Consider the following 15,178-nt stretch of genomic DNA (forward strand, 5'->3'; position numbering starts at 1 on the left):
CTGTGTGATGCCGCGTCCGTGAACGGTGGTTTCGATGGTAATCGACCAGATACGGCCCCTCCCTGCTCGATACCGCCGTGGCCGACGGCCTGAGAGAACCTCATCGACGTCGTTCAAGGTCACGGCGAACAGTATGCCGCGGTCGGAAAGGTGTTGTCGTATAACACGACATCTGCGGAGCTACCGGCTCCGACCTCACCCACTCTGCGTACGGTGACCAATGCTGCGCGCGCTTTCGCACCCAGAGGCAATGGGGCAGCTCTGATTTCGTACTTCTCGTAGTGGCCGGTTTCGTGGAGCAACCGAATTGTCTCTGGCGTTCGAGCAGTGGCCGCAGGTTGTTGTACGGCTGTCGCCAGAAGTCGTGCGCACGGCAGGTCTTCGGGGTGTATGACGGGCCGCGCTTTAGTGGCGATGCTTCTCCACGCCAGTCCGGGCGGCGGTGCGGTGTGCCAAACCAGCAACATCAGCGTGGCGGGATCGACGATCGCAAGGTGTTCTTGGGGACGTAAGAGCGAGTGAACGATGAGGTCCGACAAGTGAGTAGCGGCGCTCTGGGGTGGCAGCGGGGAGGGTCCGAGGTCGTGCGAGAGGCCGTGGAACACACGGTCTCCTGTCGCGCGGTCGAGGCGAATGCGACCGGTCACGTTCACTCGGCGCTGCGCATGGTCTGCAGTGGCCTTCACTGTGGTCAGTTGCACTGCTGTGTCGGCGTGTGCGGCCACGAGGTGTCCCAGAGCTGGGGCGGCGTCGACGCCGAGATCATGTGGCTCGATGGCGTCGGCAACAGTACGCTGTCGGCCGTGGTGGGGCGCTGCCATCGTGATTGCGGTTCCTCGCGTGAGATTCCATTCGAAGGCGTGAGCGGACGGCGGAGCTGCAGATGCCTCCTCGACAGGTGAAATGAGCAGCCACACAGCTCGTGTACGACCGCGGTGATCGAGGATCGGCTCGGCGGTCACCCTCTTGCGGCCGGCCGTGACGTCGTGACGTCGTCCCGTATCGGATGCCGAGCGGACCGCATCGAGTGCCGCGGTGCGGTGGGAACCGCGGAGAAACTTCTGTAGTGGAGTTGCCCGGCGTGAGGTGTCGCCCACTCCCACCACGGTGTGTTCGTGCGGTCCGAGGGTGTCGATCAACAGCCACTGATGGCGCGTGTCGCGGCTGGCGTGGTGAGTGGATTGGGTCGTCATCGCTCGTCCGACCCGATGGCTTCGGGAGGGCCCGCTGTAGCGGTGATGGGGTCTGTGACATCGGGGCGGCGGCTTCGGTCGCGATCGAGCTCGCTCACGTCGAGGGTTGATCGTGTGCCGTCCGTCGAGAATGTGGTGCGCCGGCGGGTGGGCATCGCGGCGATGATCGCGGATCCGATCATGATCGTGGAGAAGCTCCACAGTCCCATGGTCGCGATGATCCCGACGTGTAGCACGATGTCGAGTGTCAGGCCCACTTTGCGCCATCGTCTCGTGCCTAGAAACAGGATTCCGATCAGCAGTTCGATGACCAGTGCTCCCCAGGTCATCGAGATCACCAATGCCGGTATGTTCGAGGTCCAGATCAGCATCGGTTCGAGTGGGTAGCTTGCTCCGAATGCGTTGTCGCGCAGGAAATAGTACTCGGCGGTCCCGTTGACCCAGTCCGAGACACCGAACTTGCTGATCGCACTGTCGAAGTAGATGAAGGCCAGCTGCAGTCGCAGCGCGAGCAGGCATGCGTACGAGAGGGGTTGAATCCACCGGTTGGGTTCGGTGGTGGGGTGTTGCCAATGCCAGCCTCTGTCGTCGAGGAGGGCAAGGGGGACGATCAGGATGCAGACGATGCGCACGACCGATTCGCCACCGTCGGGCAGTGCGATGCTGCCGGCGATCGAGTAGGCGACCCAGGCATGTGGGAGTGCGGTCACTCGGGGACGCCACCCTGTGGCCACCAGCAGCAGGATTGCGGCCATGCCCCAGTGTCGCCACTCCAGTGGGATGGCGTCGTGTCCGAGGCAGTACAGAGATGCGCTCTGCACTCCGGCGCAATGCGGAGCATCGTTCTGTCCGATCACCGGCACCATCAACGCAGCTGGGGTGGTGAAGAGCAGGATCGACAGCTGAGCTAGCGCCAGGACGGTGCGGCCGGTCCCGAACCACCTGTTGCGAGGATCGTGCTCGGAGACTTTTCGGTAGACGTACTCCACTGTGTCGTTGATGGTGCCTGCGGTCTCGAGCCGAGCGGTGGTCATCATGAGCACTGCACATTCAGGTGCGCGGTTGCGGTGACTTTCCGATATTCGTCCGTGAGACGTCGGAAGCTCCAGGGTGTGGTGTGCTCTTCGGTCAGGACGACGTCTCCACAGACGGTCGGTATCGGTGAGTTGCTCGTCACCTCGTCCGGAACAGACTCGGCAGCGGTGACAATGCATGTGGCCGTTGGGTCGTCGCAGGGCAACCAGGTTCGGACGGCGGCGTTGAGGAACCCGAGTTCGGGGCCTTGCGCCCGTTGGGTGCGCGATAGCCCGTAGAGGTTGGTCACCGCTCCCTGTGGGGTCTTCATCAGGCTGTAGACAGCATCGGCACTGTCGACGGTGTAGGCACCGACCTGGGTTCCTTCCGGATCGCGGGTGAAGAATGCCCAGTCCTGTGGATCCAATGCGTTGAACGCCGTCCGGACGGGGTGATCGCCGTCGCGTGTGAACAAGACGTTGCTGGGCAGTGTGAAGACTATGGCGAAGGCGAAACCGCCGACTACTACTGCCGCGGCGACCACGAAGAGCAGAACAATCAGCACCTTCGGTGGCCGACGTTGCGCCCCAATAGAAGTCGAGTACTCGCCGCGACCGGCCTCGATTGTGCTCGCTGTTGCCTCGTCGATCTGGTGCAGCTCGGGTCGAACGTCTGTCATGGCGGGCTCTCATGCTCGGACGTGGCTGATCGGATGGGTCGACCACCCCTGGGTGCGGTGCACGGATCGAAGCGGGATCGAGGCAACGCACCCAGGGGCGAAAGCGTTGACGGGTCTCAGAGCGCTGAGGTCACCAACGCAGCAGTCTCGGTTCGCTCGAAGTCGCCCTTTCGATTCAGGTCGAAGCCGTAGGAGATCGCATCGGGGACGACGTAGAGCACGACCCCTACTTCGGTCGCAGCTGCGACGTTGGCGTACCCGACTGCGTTGAGGACGCCGGCCACATTGATCTCTACAGCGATGTTGGAGTCGTGGTAGAAAAATCCGTCGGTATGGACATCTCCGCCGGACTCACTCGCGCCACTTTGCGCGGCCAACGTCTTCAGATCAGCCGAGATGGTGTCGATACCCTTCTGAGCCTGGTAGGGATCGTTCGCCTGAACGGCGTGGGTCACCGAGGAGTGGAAGTTCGGATCGACAGAGACCAGGGCATCGGTGAGTTGGCCGATCTGTTCGTCAGTGGCGGTAGGTGCTCCTTCGACCTTGAATTTGGCGGCGACGTCCGGATGGTCCTGCGCCGCACGGCCGCTGGCGAGCGCGAGTAGCCCCACCACGTCCTGGTCGGTGTATTTATCCTGCTTCGGACCGGTCGCCGATGCGGCCTGCACCGGCGCGTCGTGAACGGTCAAGGCCTGAGCAGTCCCTACTGCCCCGAGACTCAGGACCACCAGCGGGGCGGCAATAGCGGCGGCGACTTTAACTTTACGTGGGAACACAATTCATCCTCGAAGGGTGTGTTTCGACGAGACCCCTATACCGGCGGGCGACGCCGAGGCGGCTTCGATCGACGGGTTCGCCGACTCGAGCGCTCGATTTGCCACGCCGATGACCGCGTGGACCACCCCAGACCGTGCCGACTACGCAGCTCCACGCAACTGCTATCGCGCACCGATTTCCCCACCATGCCTACGCAGCAACGGCACATGCGGGTCGCCTGGCCGGTTCGCCGATGGACAGTCCGTCGGCGAACAAAACAAACCGAACAAGCTGATACTAACGACGAGACAGGCGGGTGTAAACCTTTACGAAGGACTAATTAACGAGACAAACGATCCGAATGGGACGACTGACGTGAAACCTCGCTATTGGGATTTCTACGGCTCGATGATGTTGAACTGTGCAGAGTTTCGCACTCCCAGGCGTGCAGTGATGCGACTACCGATTCGATGGTCGAGTAGCTTTTCGCTCAATGCGAGGCGCTGCGCGGGCCGACCTCGGTAGTGAAAGTAGACGCCGATTCGGTTGGCGGTAGACGGGATCTCGACGTCGTTGGTGCCCCAGTTCAATTCGTGGCCGCGCCCATCGACTTCGAGGCCAGGTTTGGTGAACAACGCGTGAAACCACGTATTCACCCACGCTGGCTTCACAGAGACAGTTGCAGTAATGGTGTCGACGGGAGAAGTCATGTGGGTTGCTCACCTTCCGGTACGAACTTGATGATGTCCTGCAGGGCTTGCATGTGTTCACCGAGCGCGGTACGTCCGCGGTCGGTGGCCCGTATCCATGTGCGCGAGTACCGAGCGGTTCGACCCTTCTCTACCGCAACGTACCCGGCCGCTTCGAGAGCTGACACATGTTGAGAAAGTAGAGAATCACTGATCTGAAGTGCCGATGCGAGGATCTTGAACTCCACCGCAGCCACACCTTCCCTCGACGCAGCCGCCAGAATCGACAGTCGAATCGGCTGGGTCAGTGCTCGATCGAGTTGGTGCCGTGGATGATCGACCGTCACGACGTTCGCACTCCGCGCACCGACACCAACACCGGGACGACGGCGACGATACCTGCGCCGGCCAGTACCAACGCACCGGATGCGACCGCCAGTATCAAGCCATGGGGCGCTATACAAAGAGCGATCGTGGCGACGCCGATCAACACCGTTCCGACGGTGGTCGACCCGGAGGAGTCCCGTCCCGGTGGCAATGGGACACCAATCGACTTGCCTATCAACAGAATCGCGCATATCGCCAGAATCGCTACAGCGGCGGGCAACCAGACCCAGCCAGGCTCGACGAACCCCATTACTGCATAACCAGCCGCCGCGACCACCACTGCCACCGACGAGAGCGTAAGTGAACGCCCACGGGATGAGGCACTGCGGTGATGGCTGCCGATTCGGCGTGAAGCCTGCTCGGACTCGAACAGCGCTCGCGCTGAGTCGAATTGCTCGGACATTTTTGCCTCCCTAGCTGATCTCCCACGAGCCTAACCGCTACTTTAAGATTCGTAAAGTAGTAATCCTCAGGGGACAGCGGCGACCAGAAATCAATCAACTGATTGCAACAACACTTCACTGGCTAGAGAACTTCGGACCGGACTTTGAGCGGCACCCCGTCACGGAAGGATCCTCCAGACGAGCCAGCCACGGTGAGCGCGACGCTGACCAAGACTCTCTGAGGGGGATCGACAACGAGGCGTGTGGGCGGATCGAAAGTGACGGGCCAGTTCTCGTACATCTCGGGGCTCACTGCGCGACCGCCAGACCGTGTGGCCGGTGCAGGACGGCCGCGTCGACGCTGGTCGGGGTCCACCGCAGGCCCTGTTCGCCGAACGTGGGCGCGGTGAGGGTGTAGCGGCCGGTGCGCTCGGCGATACCGCGCCCGTGCACGGTGGTCTCGAGGGTGATCGACCGGATACGGCCCCTGCCCTGCTCGATTCCGCCGTACGCGACAGGCCGCGAGGAGATTGCCAGGTCGAGACCGGGCATGCGTCCGTTCGTGATCGCGAGAATTCCTGCGTGCGTACGGTTTCGGGCCAACAGGGCACGCGCCCGGGTTGGCGGAACATCGCGTCCGTGCACGGTCGTCACGACCAGATCGAGGCCCTCGATACAGATGCTCGCAGCGTCGAGGGGGTCTGCTTGGCCTGGGTCGATCAGGTGGATTTTCGACAGGTCGCCGCCCTGCTCGTGGACGGCGAGGAGTCCGAACTTCGACTGCCCGATCAATGCGACGTGGTGGCCGGCCGCGCTGGCTGTAGCGACGAGACCGACGAGGATCGATCCGGCACCGGTAATCGAGATGGCCGTTCCGCGGGCCAGCGCACCGCGTGGGAGGAGTTCCGACAGTGGCGTGGGCACGGGGATGGTGCGCAGGGTCTGTGAACGCACAGGGCCGCTGAGGGTCTGTTCGTCGGCGGGCGGGGCCGTTGGCTGAGATGGGGCGAACAGGGATGCGTCGACGGGCTCGATGGGTGCGTGGACACGTCGTCCGGGGATCGCGGCCATGCTGCGTCGGAGCGCGGCGAGCTGTTCGGCCTTGCCCAAGCCGGTGAGGTCCCCGATTGCGTCGACGGTGGCCATGTGGATCGACCTTTCGCGCGCCGGTAGGAACCACCACACCGTATCGAACGCATGTTCGATTGTCGAACGTGCAGGTGGGCGCGTTCAGCGGTGGAGGGTGTGAGTGTCGAGGTCGTCTGCCGTGAAGGTCCAGGCGAGATGCCGGTATAGGTGAAGCGTTCGTTTCACCTGGTCGAGGGCGCTTACGACGGCCGGGTCGCTGGGGTCGCGCCCCTCGTCACGGATGGCTGCGCACTCGTCGTCGTCCATGCTGTGTTGGACGCACAGCGCTGCTTTGTGGTTCCCAGGCAACAGTCATTCATGTGAATGACTGGACGAGCTGCGTCGTTCTTTCCGGCATGACGGTGCATCGGTCTTCTCGAGCCTGCGCCGCGGGGTTCCGATCTACGTCTAGTTCGACGCGTCGGCCTCGGGGGCGGTTGCTGCGTCGTAGATCAGGTCGTCCGAGCCGTGGTAGCGGTAAGCACGCTGTCCACTGGGCAGAGTCACCCAGCCCGCCTGGCCGTGATCGGCGTCCGGATCGAAACTACGGTCGTTGGTCATTCAACACTCTCATTCTCCGCAGGCGGGCGCACCACAGTCACCTTGCTCTTGACGACAATCGGGGCATCCGCGGGCCCCTGCAAATGCTCATCGATCCACATGGGTAGATGACGCTTCTGCGATGGATACCAATGCCGACGCCAATGCCCCCGAACGACGTGGCGGTGCGAGAGCTTGCCAGATCCTTCCGACGATGAAGCACTGGATGCAGGCCGCGGCTGCCGGTACGACAAATACGTCACCTCACGCATCCGCTTGACTACGCCGTCGTTGTCTCGCATGCGCGCCGACTGCTGGCGGGTGGACTCCACGAACTTGTTGCCTCGCAGCATGTTCACCATCGAGAAGAACGTTCGCGCAACGTAATCCAGGTCATTCATGGCGGTCACGGAATGCGCAGGTTCGTCGGGACCGACGTCCGTGAAACCCGCGCCTCCTGATCGGTTCGGTGCACTGGGCGCAGCATCGGATTCGGCTGGGCTGAGCTGGACCTCGGCGAAAGGAAACACCGGTAGGTAGTCGTTGACGACGCGGTACAACCGGTTTCCGTCAGTAGGAATTGCCCCGTCGGCCCGCGCCAACCACCACCGCAAAGCAGGAACGGTAAGCATGGCCATCAGGAGAACATCGGTTCCACTTCCACTGTCGCGACCTGTCTCGTTCCACACCAGGACCCGCCCGTGGTCGGGCACTCCATCCGCTGGAGCGAGATAGAGAACTCCTCTGCTCGAGGGAAGATCTGCCACGGTCACAGCAACATCATGGTCTCGATCGGCACTCTGGCCGGCCTCGATCAACGCAGTCATCTCCGGCGTCGCATAGTAGGCATACCGGTCCGCCGTCGACGCGCGCAGAAGGAAGTGGCTGTAGTAGAGCATCTGGAACCAACGGAAGGGCTGCAGGCCGACATCGTGCGATTCCGGTTCGTCATCGAGCCAGAAGGGCAAGTGCTTGTGGGGCTCCCGCGCGACAACTTCGACCGGCAGCTTCGTCATCCGGGACAACCTGTGGAGCATCTCGCCCACGTCGGTCGGGTCGGACCGAAACCGGATGACGTCGTAGCCGCCCTTAAGGAATTTTCCCAGGTAGGTCTCCACCGGCCAGGCTGCGGCCTCGATGGCCTCGAGCACAAGGGGCCACCGCGCCGCGGTGACCTTTGCTTCCAGGACCTCGGCGGCCTGCCGGCGGATACGCATGTCGACCGAAAATTGTTGCCCTGGAACGAACTCACCGTCGAATCCATCACGGCGAACCCGAGTGCCCTTCGCATTCCGAGGCTTCTGCCCTCTTCTATCCGAACGCCGCGCCAATTTTCCCATCCCGCCCCCTCGTCTACCACTCCATGGCACAAATCCGCATCAACACTCTGACGATATGGACCATCGCAACATTAACTGGCAGTTGTCATTCGGAGTCTGGTGTTGCGGCGGTGACGAGTTCAGTCAAGACCCCGTGGCAATCCTTTGGGTGCAGGAAGTTGATTCGGGACCCCATTGAACCTTGTCTCGGCTCGTCGTAGAGTGCCCGGACGCCCTTACTCCGTATGGCTTCTGTTTCGCCACTCACGTCGTTCGTGCCGAATGCGATGTGGTGGACGCCTTCTCCGTTCTTGGCCAGCCACTTGCCTACTACTGAGTCGTCCCGGGTCGAGCCCAGCAGCTGGAGGTACGAGGCGTAACCGTCCGGGGTCTCGTTGATCTTCAACATCGCTTCACGGATACCCTCCTCCTCGTTCGATTCCAGGTGAGTAACCTCGAATCCATAGGTGGCACTGTAGAATTCGACGGTTTTGTCGAGGTCGAAACAAACAATCCCGATATGGTCAATTCGAGTCAGCATGCCTACAGTCCACCGCATAACTGCTCGCTATGCAACATGCTGACATGACCGAATCCGCTTGTCTGACTGATATTTACAAGATCAGTCAATCTGAACTCTGCCAACAGTCCCTACTTTGCTTGGTTGCCTAGGTCGTCAAATTCAGCCCAACCCTTGACTCGGGCCCAGTTCAAGCCGCTGCGCAGGTGATTTCGTGCCATGCAGGTGTCCCCGTCGATGTCGCAGACTTCGATCACCTAACGGTGGCCCAAAGCTTCGCTGCTTTGCAAAGCGCGGCAGAGGTAATGACTGGAGGAACGATCTGCTCCAGCTCTACGTCATAGGAGATTTTCGCTTGGCCTCAAGGGCTCTAACTACCTCGGCGGCCCCTTCTTGACGGCTGGCGGTAGTCGTCACAATGGGGACGTCGCGTTGACCAAGCTCGATCACGGCCTGGAGTTCGCGAAGTACTGCGTGGACTCCGTTCTGATCTGCCTTGTTTACGACGTAGAGGTCGGCGATTTCCAGAACACCAGCCTTGGCCATTTGGATGCCGTCACCTGCTCCAGGCGCTAGAACAACGATGGTGTCGTCCGCGATTGATGCGATTTCCACCTCTGACTGCCCGGTTCCGACCGTCTCGATCAAGATCCTGTCAAATTCGATCTCAGACAGGATCGCGATCATTGTCCTGGCCGTGGCCGAAAGTCCTCCGAGATGGCCACGACTGGACACTGACCGAATGAAAACTCCGGGATCATCTGAGTGCTCCTGCATACGGATGCGGTCACCGAGGAGCGCACCGCCGGTTATCGGCGATGACGGATCAAAGCAGAGCACTGCCACGCGCTGACCCCGCTTGCGGTACTCGGCGATAAGACATGAAATCAACGTCGACTTTCCGACACCAGGAGGACCTGTCAAGCCAATCACCGTACAGGCGGTTCGGGGGTGGTCCGGTGCAGCCGGAGAGATGACGTCAACCTCAGTGATGGCGTAGTTCTCCGCGCGAGTCATTAGTTGCGCCAGCGCCCTGATATTGCCTTGCCGTGCAGACTCCAAGGTCTGACAGTTCTGGTGCCTCGTCACTCCGTCTCCTTGAGCGGATGTAGGTTCGTTTGTGCCCAACGGGTGATCTCCTGAAGGGAATCCCGAGAGGTAAAGACCCGGAGCACTCCCATTTCAGCGAGCTTGCGTGCGTCTCCAGGTGGAATGACGCCGCCACAGAAGATGGGTATCTCCATCGCGTTATTCTCGGCCAACAGCTCGATTACGCGGGGTACCAGTTCCATGTGAGCGCCCGATAGCAGTGACAGACCGACAGCGTCGGCACCCTCTTCCAAAGTGGTGCGGACGATTTGCTCGGGTGTCTGACGCAATCCGGTGTAGATAACTTCCATGCCGGCATCACGAAGTGCGCGCGCCACCACTTTGGCACCGCGATCGTGGCCATCCAGCCCAGGTTTGGCAACCACCACTCGGACACGATGCACGCGGCCTTCGGCCTTTCCTGCGTCGAAGCTCGGGTTCGGAGCTGTCATGCCGTCACCAGCGGTGTGATCCGCGCCTCGCCGATCCGGGAACGCAGGTCGACGTCGGTGACACCGAGCCCACTCGAGGGTGCTAGGCAAAGTATGCCAACTTTGCCGAGGTGCTCGTTTAGTTGAATCCTGCGTGCGGCTTCTGGTGTCTCTTGAAACGGGTGCACTTCAGACAACATAGGTTGCACTTGGCCGCGCTGGATGAGGCGGTTCGTCTGCCACTGCTCGTACAAATTCGCCCCGTGGCTGCCTACTATTCTTTTCAGGCGCATCCACAAGTAGCGGTTGTCGAACGTGTGTTGGTAACCCGTGCTCGATCCACAGGTGACGATTGTGCCGCCGCGGCGGGCCACGAATACCGAGAGGCCGAAGGTCTCGCGGCCAACGTGCTCGAAGACGATGTTCGGATCCTCTCCGATCTCTCGCCTGATGATCTTGCCCAGCAGTTTTCCTGCCGCGACGGTGGCGTCCGGGTCAGCGGAAATCTCACCGATCTCGCGCCGATCGATGACCAGCTCACAGCCAAGCTTGCGGGCGACCTCGGCTTTTGCGTCCGAGCTGACTATGCCGATTGGTATGCCGCCGCCGTTGCGGACGAATTGCACGGCGTAGCCACCGAGGCCACCCGCCGCGCCCCAAATGAGGACTACATCGCCTTGACGCATGTTGGCACCGCGCTCGCTGACGAGCATCCGGTAGGCCGTTCCCGCGCACAATGGGTTGCTGGCAGCCTCTTCCCAGGTGAGGTGCGCTGCCTTGGGTAGTAATTGACTCGCGCGGACGACCGCATAGTCAGCGAGGCCTCCGAAGTTTGTCTCAAACCCCCATGCTCGCTGCTCGTGGCCGAGCATGCCGTCGTGATGGGTGAGCGGTTCCTGGTCATCGACATGAGCCGTCCCTACGGCGACATGGTCCCCGACCTTCCACTTGCGCACACCGGCCCCGACGCGCACGATCACCCCGGCTGCGTCCGACCCCAGTACGTGGTACGGCTGGTCGTGACGAGAGGCCCAGCCGCCCTGTTTTGCGTAGTGCCGCAGGAAGTTGAAAGTGGGGATCGGCTCGAAGGTAGCGGACCAGATTGTGTTGTAGTTCATCGCCGCTGCCATAACAGCGACCAACACCTCATCAGGAGCAAGTTCCGGCATGGGCACACTGCCGAGGTGAATCGACTTTCGAACGTCTTTGTCCTCGACGCCGGCGAAAATCTGGATGTCTTCTACATCTAGGTAGGCGGCGTTGTATTCAGGTGGGACGGGAAGGCTCTCAAGTACGTCCGGAGAGGCACCCGCGATTACAGCTTCAGAGAGTTCGTTCATTGTCATCCTTGTTCGTCGGTAGGGTGTCGGTACAGGTGATTTTGATACGTCCAGGCAGATCACTGGCGTGCAGAAAAGTCCGCAGATGTGCTCGGATTTCTCGTGCGCTCGGGACATTGCGAGTTGGTCCAGACACACTGAGCACCGCGGTGTCGGTACGGCCCCTCACCAGCTGCACTTCCGCCTCTCGTACCCAAGTGTGGGTTCGGGCGACGCGGGCGACTGCGGAGGCATCAATGAGGCTTCGGGTGCGGATCCACCGACCCTCCCGAGGTCCTAGGTGTCGCATCTCGCCGTCTGCCGCGACGTACCCACAGTCGTCGGTGCAAACCTCGCGGCCGTCGGCGAGATGAACCCAGATCGTGCCCGCTATACAACAGGGCAGTAACTGTTCCGACCGGCCACGCACGGTGAATCTCACACCGTCCGATGGCATCAAGCGCGGAGGGTGGGGAGCGTCGTCGTTACATAGTGTCCCCGCGCGGACGCCAGCACAGATGTACGGGGTCCCCGCGCCGGCTGCTCGGGGCCGGACTTTGCTCGTAGAGCTGACCAAGGATGTTTCTCGGTCTGAAGCGAGATCTGTGACAGCAGTGCGAAAATCGGCAAGAAATATTTCTGCTTCCGCTGCACCCATCAGATCCTGGCGATAGTCGAGCCGCACCCGGCACTGCGGCCAGTGCGCACGGATCTGCAGCGTTCTGGCCAAAGCAGCGTTTGTGTTTGGCGTGAAAAACTCCCACTCCGAACGTAGGCCGGGGATTTCCAGGTCAAGTTGGGCTGGCGGACGGGGAAATGACAGGCCGAGCTCAGTACTGAGCCGAGCGAGGGGTCTGCCGGGCACACCGGACACCAGGTCCACGAACGGGACGCGGCGATAGCGAGCCAAGTGTGTGAGCGCCCGGCGGGCCGAGGCAACGGATTTTTCCGTCGCCATCTGGCGGGAGGTTTCGATGGATACGGGGACCACGTTGGTTTGCAAGCCGGCGACATGTCCGGTGTGTTCGTCACTGACGTCCGAAGCCACAGACAACACCGGATCAATGTTGTCGTAAGCCGTCATTTGTCGAGTGAGCGCTGCGAAAAGCATCGTGAATGTGCTCACCTGCAGGTTTTGAGCGATCGCGCGAAGGGCGGCAACCGCTGAGGGCTCCAGTTCGATTGTCGGCGAGGCAGCAATGGACCGCTGCCCCAGACGGCCGCCCTCGGGAAGTGTCAAGGGCATCCGTTTGTCGATAGCAGTACGCCAAAATTCGATGGCCTCCGCGGTGACTGCCTCCGTGGCAACGGGCGTACTGGGCGCGGCCAGCGGCGTCGGATTCACTTGATGGCCGATTCTCAGTTTCCCCAGATAGTTCGAGAAATCGCGGGCGACAATAAACTTGCTGCGCCCGTCAAAGCCGGCGTGATGAGCCTCGAAGACCATCGAGCAGCGGTTGGGAGCATGGGTTAGAAGTTGGAAACGAATTGGTGCCTCGGTGGCTAGGTCCCAGCGCTTGTCCTGTTCGCGCTGCTTGCACCATTCTCGGACCGCCGCCGACTCGGAGCCGTCTTCGCATGGGATAGTGGCGCGCTCGAAAGAACATGCCTCAAGTGCCGGCAGGACGCACTGGCGCAACTGTCCCCGCACAAGCCGCAGCACCGACCGCAGCGGCTCGTGTCGTTCAAGCACGGCGCGCGCAGCGGCCTCGAGGTGATGCTCGTCAAGTACACCGCGAAAGGTCGCCACGAAATATCCGCCGCCACTAATCGAGGGATCAATCGTGGCTTCGGCCCAGAGTGCGTATTGGCCCGCATCGGCGGGCCTATCGTGCAGGATTGTGGTCATTCGTCACCGCCCTGACTGTGTCGGCGACGCCGCCGGCAGTCATCTGCGATGAGCTCAGCGACTCTCTCACGATTAACCTTCCCGCTGGGGGTCCTGGGCAGTTCGGGCAGTTCCGTCACCGAAACAGGGACCGAAACCTCGGGCAGTACCTTGCGTAGTCGCTTAAGAGCGTTGGCCTCGACTGGGCCGGTGCAGCCCTCACGAAGGACTACTGCGGCGCGCAGGCTGGCATGGCCGGACTTAGTCACCACCATGACCGTCGCCGCTGCAGCGAAGTCGGGAGCTGTTAGCAACTGCGCATCGATTTCTAGGAGATCAACGCGGATTCCCCGCACTTTGATCTGGCTGTCCATTCGGGATAGGAAGCGCAAGCCGCTGTCTGTCAGCTCCACCAGGTCACCGGTACGGAAGGCTCGGGTGTTACCGGCTGGTGAGGGAAGGATGCTGACGTAGCGCTCCACTGTCAGCTCGGGACGCCCCAGATATCCATCCGACAATGGATTTCCGGATACGAGAAGCTCTCCGATGTTCGGAGTTTCTGGAACTTCCGGCGCGATGAGTAGTTCGCATCCCGGCAGGGGTTCGCCGATTGGTGGCAGATTGGGCCAGGCATACGGATCGGGCCCCAGGATGTGCGAGGTCACCATGGCGGATTCGCTTTGTCCGTAGTGGTTGACCAGCCGGCAGCCGGGCATACATGCGAACATTGCGCGAATATCTTCCGAGCACACTACTTGCTCACCGGCGGTATTTACCTCGACCAAGCACAGTTGCGCCAGCATGTCCCGCTGGGCCGTCACTGCCAGCATCTGCAACGCAACGAATGGGACGAACAGCCGCTCGATTCGTTGATCGGAGAGCCATCGAAGCAATTGGGCTGGTTCACGGCGTAGCTTCTCCGGCATGATCGCAAGCGTGCCGCCGCCGCACAGCGTGCCCAATATCTCCTGGAACGAGACGTCGAAATTTAGCGGGGCGAACTGTGCGGTGCGTAGTTCGGGGTGGGGTGAGTGGGATGTTTGCCAATCGACCATTGTGTCGATGCAGAGATGGTTCAGCGCTACGCCCTTCGGCCAGCCGGTCGATCCGGATGTGTAGATGATGTAGACCGGAAGTGCGGCATCGCACGCGACGGCGCGCAGGTCGATCGGTTGGGTTACTCCGGGGGGCAGCCCGATGTCGACCAGCGGGGCGTGGTGGTTCACACGTGATCGCGTGGTGGCGATTAGGGCGCGAGGTGCGCAGTCATCCACCATGAACTGAATCCGTTCCACGGGGTACTCGGGGTCCAACGGGACGTACGTCGCTCCATGCAGCAGCACCCCGAGTAATGCAGCGACTGCACCCGCGCCTCGCGGAAGCGATACCGCAACCCGGTCTCCTACGTTCACGCCGGCCAGCGTCAAGTTGGACGACACCGTTTGCGCCCAAGCTGCCAGTTCTCCGTAGGTGTACGAACGATCGGCGTCGACTACAGCCGTACGCCCCGGATCGTGGGTGACACGGCGAACAAATCCAGTTAAGTGACAATCGGGTGTCGCCGGACCTCCCCACAGTGACTTGAATTTTGGGGCGGTCATGCATCTTCTCCCCGCGGCGCTACCCCTGCTAGTTCTTCATCAACGGCCTCCACGAATTCTTCGATGGTGGGGTTGTTAAAAATTAGATGCAATTCCGCTTGCAGCCCATACTCCCGCTGGATAAGGGCAAGGATTTTCGCGGCCGTGAGCGAATCACCGCCCAAATCGAAGAAATTGTCATCGAGCGTGAGATTTTCTTCGCCGAGAGCCCGTTCCCAGAAACTCGTAATAGTGGTAGCCATCCGTTGTTTGCTCATATTTCTCTGCTCCCCATCCGAGTGGTCAGTTGGCTGCACCCTTGA

The 15,178-nt window shown here is 61.3% G+C and carries 17 protein-coding genes; all 17 read right to left on the minus strand.

All coding sequences use genetic code 11. The features are described from left to right. Positions 1 to 119: 119 nt before the first annotated feature. Positions 120 to 1,193 carry a GAF domain-containing protein gene (locus CH276_RS00420; protein ID WP_032364822.1) on the minus strand — a complete coding sequence of 358 codons (1,074 nt, stop codon included), beginning with the start codon at positions 1,191 to 1,193 and terminating at the stop codon, positions 120 to 122. Continuing rightward, a complete protein-coding gene (locus tag CH276_RS00425) occupies positions 1,190 to 2,230 on the minus strand; it encodes a sporulation-delaying protein SdpB family protein (RefSeq protein ID WP_141214631.1) in 1,041 nt (346 codons plus the stop codon). The genes CH276_RS00420 and CH276_RS00425 overlap by 4 nt, the downstream gene beginning before the upstream one ends. Next, positions 2,227 to 2,886 (minus strand): SdpA family antimicrobial peptide system protein, encoded by a 660-nt coding sequence (locus CH276_RS00430; RefSeq protein WP_052049294.1) that lies wholly within the window; start codon positions 2,884 to 2,886, stop codon positions 2,227 to 2,229. Before CH276_RS00430 ends, CH276_RS00425 begins: the two co-directional genes overlap by 4 nt. Positions 2,887 to 3,002: 116 nt before the next feature. Further along, positions 3,003 to 3,575 (minus strand): hypothetical protein, encoded by a 573-nt coding sequence (locus CH276_RS00435; protein ID WP_032364821.1) that lies wholly within the window; start codon positions 3,573 to 3,575, stop codon positions 3,003 to 3,005. Between the two features lie 465 nt (positions 3,576 to 4,040). Then, the gene (locus tag CH276_RS00440; RefSeq protein ID WP_141214632.1) at positions 4,041 to 4,352 is read right to left on the minus strand and encodes a hypothetical protein; all 312 of its coding nucleotides are present in this window, start codon (positions 4,350 to 4,352) and stop codon (positions 4,041 to 4,043) included. Then, positions 4,349 to 4,678 carry a transcriptional regulator gene (locus CH276_RS28705; protein WP_032364819.1) on the minus strand — a complete coding sequence of 110 codons (330 nt, stop codon included), beginning with the start codon at positions 4,676 to 4,678 and terminating at the stop codon, positions 4,349 to 4,351. Before CH276_RS28705 ends, CH276_RS00440 begins: the two co-directional genes overlap by 4 nt. Next, positions 4,675 to 5,004, minus strand: coding sequence for a hypothetical protein (locus tag CH276_RS28710; RefSeq protein WP_212555970.1), 330 nt, complete (start codon positions 5,002 to 5,004; stop codon positions 4,675 to 4,677). Before CH276_RS28710 ends, CH276_RS28705 begins: the two co-directional genes overlap by 4 nt. Positions 5,005 to 5,410: 406 nt before the next feature. Continuing rightward, positions 5,411 to 6,247 carry a hypothetical protein gene (locus CH276_RS00450; protein WP_052049293.1) on the minus strand — a complete coding sequence of 279 codons (837 nt, stop codon included), beginning with the start codon at positions 6,245 to 6,247 and terminating at the stop codon, positions 5,411 to 5,413. A gap of 390 nt (positions 6,248 to 6,637) precedes the next feature. Then, positions 6,638 to 6,790: a hypothetical protein gene (locus tag CH276_RS28295; RefSeq protein ID WP_155290193.1), complete on the minus strand. Its 153-nt coding sequence runs from the start codon at positions 6,788 to 6,790 to the stop codon at positions 6,638 to 6,640. Further along, entirely contained in the window at positions 6,787 to 7,986 is a 1,200-nt protein-coding gene (locus CH276_RS00460) for a hypothetical protein (RefSeq protein WP_032364816.1), read from the minus strand. Before CH276_RS00460 ends, CH276_RS28295 begins: the two co-directional genes overlap by 4 nt. A 208-nt stretch (positions 7,987 to 8,194) precedes the next feature. Continuing rightward, complete coding sequence (gene mce / locus CH276_RS00465) at positions 8,195 to 8,629, minus strand: methylmalonyl-CoA epimerase (protein WP_015586177.1); 435 nt, start codon at positions 8,627 to 8,629, stop codon at positions 8,195 to 8,197. 312 nt (positions 8,630 to 8,941) lie between these two features. Further along, positions 8,942 to 9,697 carry a methylmalonyl Co-A mutase-associated GTPase MeaB gene (gene meaB, locus CH276_RS00470; protein WP_015586176.1) on the minus strand — a complete coding sequence of 252 codons (756 nt, stop codon included), beginning with the start codon at positions 9,695 to 9,697 and terminating at the stop codon, positions 8,942 to 8,944. Then, the gene (locus CH276_RS00475; RefSeq protein WP_015586175.1) at positions 9,694 to 10,149 is read right to left on the minus strand and encodes a cobalamin B12-binding domain-containing protein; all 456 of its coding nucleotides are present in this window, start codon (positions 10,147 to 10,149) and stop codon (positions 9,694 to 9,696) included. Before CH276_RS00475 ends, meaB begins: the two co-directional genes overlap by 4 nt. After that, positions 10,146 to 11,468, minus strand: a complete 1,323-nt coding sequence (ccrA, locus tag CH276_RS00480) for a crotonyl-CoA carboxylase/reductase (RefSeq protein ID WP_015586174.1) — start codon at positions 11,466 to 11,468, stop codon at positions 10,146 to 10,148. Before ccrA ends, CH276_RS00475 begins: the two co-directional genes overlap by 4 nt. Beyond that, positions 11,452 to 13,296, minus strand: coding sequence for a condensation domain-containing protein (locus CH276_RS00485; RefSeq protein WP_015586173.1), 1,845 nt, complete (start codon positions 13,294 to 13,296; stop codon positions 11,452 to 11,454). The genes ccrA and CH276_RS00485 overlap by 17 nt, the downstream gene beginning before the upstream one ends. Continuing rightward, positions 13,293 to 14,876 carry an AMP-binding protein gene (locus CH276_RS00490; protein WP_015586172.1) on the minus strand — a complete coding sequence of 528 codons (1,584 nt, stop codon included), beginning with the start codon at positions 14,874 to 14,876 and terminating at the stop codon, positions 13,293 to 13,295. Before CH276_RS00490 ends, CH276_RS00485 begins: the two co-directional genes overlap by 4 nt. Beyond that, entirely contained in the window at positions 14,873 to 15,133 is a 261-nt protein-coding gene (locus CH276_RS00495; RefSeq protein ID WP_032382025.1) for a phosphopantetheine-binding protein, read from the minus strand. Before CH276_RS00495 ends, CH276_RS00490 begins: the two co-directional genes overlap by 4 nt. Positions 15,134 to 15,178: the final 45 nt, after the last annotated feature.

It is taken from the genome of Rhodococcus sp. 06-470-2 (genome assembly GCF_002258235.1).
Classification (GTDB): domain Bacteria; phylum Actinomycetota; class Actinomycetes; order Mycobacteriales; family Mycobacteriaceae; genus Rhodococcoides.

Excerpts from the sequence above, each read along its gene's own strand:
- CH276_RS00420 (WP_032364822.1), bottom strand. The coding sequence starts at position 1,193 with ATGACGACCCAATCCACTCACCACGCCAGCCGCGACACGCGCCATCAG.
- CH276_RS00425 (WP_141214631.1), bottom strand. The coding sequence starts at position 2,230 with ATGATGACCACCGCTCGGCTCGAGACCGCAGGCACCATCAACGACACA.
- CH276_RS00430 (WP_052049294.1), bottom strand. The coding sequence starts at position 2,886 with ATGACAGACGTTCGACCCGAGCTGCACCAGATCGACGAGGCAACAGCG.
- CH276_RS00440 (WP_141214632.1), bottom strand. The coding sequence starts at position 4,352 with ATGACTTCTCCCGTCGACACCATTACTGCAACTGTCTCTGTGAAGCCA.
- CH276_RS00450 (WP_052049293.1), bottom strand. The coding sequence starts at position 6,247 with ATGGCCACCGTCGACGCAATCGGGGACCTCACCGGCTTGGGCAAGGCC.
- CH276_RS28295 (WP_155290193.1), bottom strand. The coding sequence starts at position 6,790 with ATGACCAACGACCGTAGTTTCGATCCGGACGCCGATCACGGCCAGGCG.
- CH276_RS00460 (WP_032364816.1), bottom strand. The coding sequence starts at position 7,986 with ATGCGTATCCGCCGGCAGGCCGCCGAGGTCCTGGAAGCAAAGGTCACC.
- mce (WP_015586177.1), bottom strand. The coding sequence starts at position 8,629 with ATGCTGACTCGAATTGACCATATCGGGATTGTTTGTTTCGACCTCGAC.
- CH276_RS00475 (WP_015586175.1), bottom strand. The coding sequence starts at position 10,149 with ATGACAGCTCCGAACCCGAGCTTCGACGCAGGAAAGGCCGAAGGCCGC.
- ccrA (WP_015586174.1), bottom strand. The coding sequence starts at position 11,468 with ATGAACGAACTCTCTGAAGCTGTAATCGCGGGTGCCTCTCCGGACGTA.
- CH276_RS00485 (WP_015586173.1), bottom strand. The coding sequence starts at position 13,296 with ATGACCACAATCCTGCACGATAGGCCCGCCGATGCGGGCCAATACGCA.
- CH276_RS00490 (WP_015586172.1), bottom strand. The coding sequence starts at position 14,876 with ATGACCGCCCCAAAATTCAAGTCACTGTGGGGAGGTCCGGCGACACCC.
- CH276_RS00495 (WP_032382025.1), bottom strand. The coding sequence starts at position 15,133 with ATGAGCAAACAACGGATGGCTACCACTATTACGAGTTTCTGGGAACGG.